Origin of the sequence: Shigella sp. FC1967 (assembly GCF_001743005.1) — a bacterium.
GTDB lineage: Bacteria > Pseudomonadota > Gammaproteobacteria > Enterobacterales > Enterobacteriaceae > Proteus.
Genome location: NZ_MIIZ01001455.1, coordinates 1 through 343 on the forward strand (window position 1 = coordinate 1; position 343 = coordinate 343).

Consider the following 343-nt stretch of genomic DNA (forward strand, 5'->3'; position numbering starts at 1 on the left):
CAGAAAAAATTAACGTTACAGCGCAAAGTGCGCAGTACGTTAAGTGTTCCTGGTACAGGTGGCAAAAGTAAATCAGTAGCCATCGAAGTCCGCAAAAAAACGCACTTATGTGAACCGTGACGCCGTTGAAAAAAGCGCAAGCGGATGAGCAAGCTCAGCGTGAAGCGGAAGAAAAGGCGCATCGCGAAGCAGAAGAAAAAAGCCCAGCGCGAAGCACAAGAGAAAGCACAGCGCGAAGCTGAAGAAAAAGCAAAACGTGAAGCTGAAAAGGCAAAGAAAGACGCCGAAGAAAAAGCGAAACGTGAAGCTGAAGAAGCAAAACGTGAAGCAGCGGAATTAGCTA

Annotated in this window: 1 pseudogene; it reads left to right on the plus strand. The window is 47.2% G+C overall.

Annotated elements, in window-relative coordinates:
- Positions 1-343 (plus strand): annotated as a pseudogene (locus BHE89_RS22940) (IF-2-associated domain-containing protein); the annotation flags it as partial.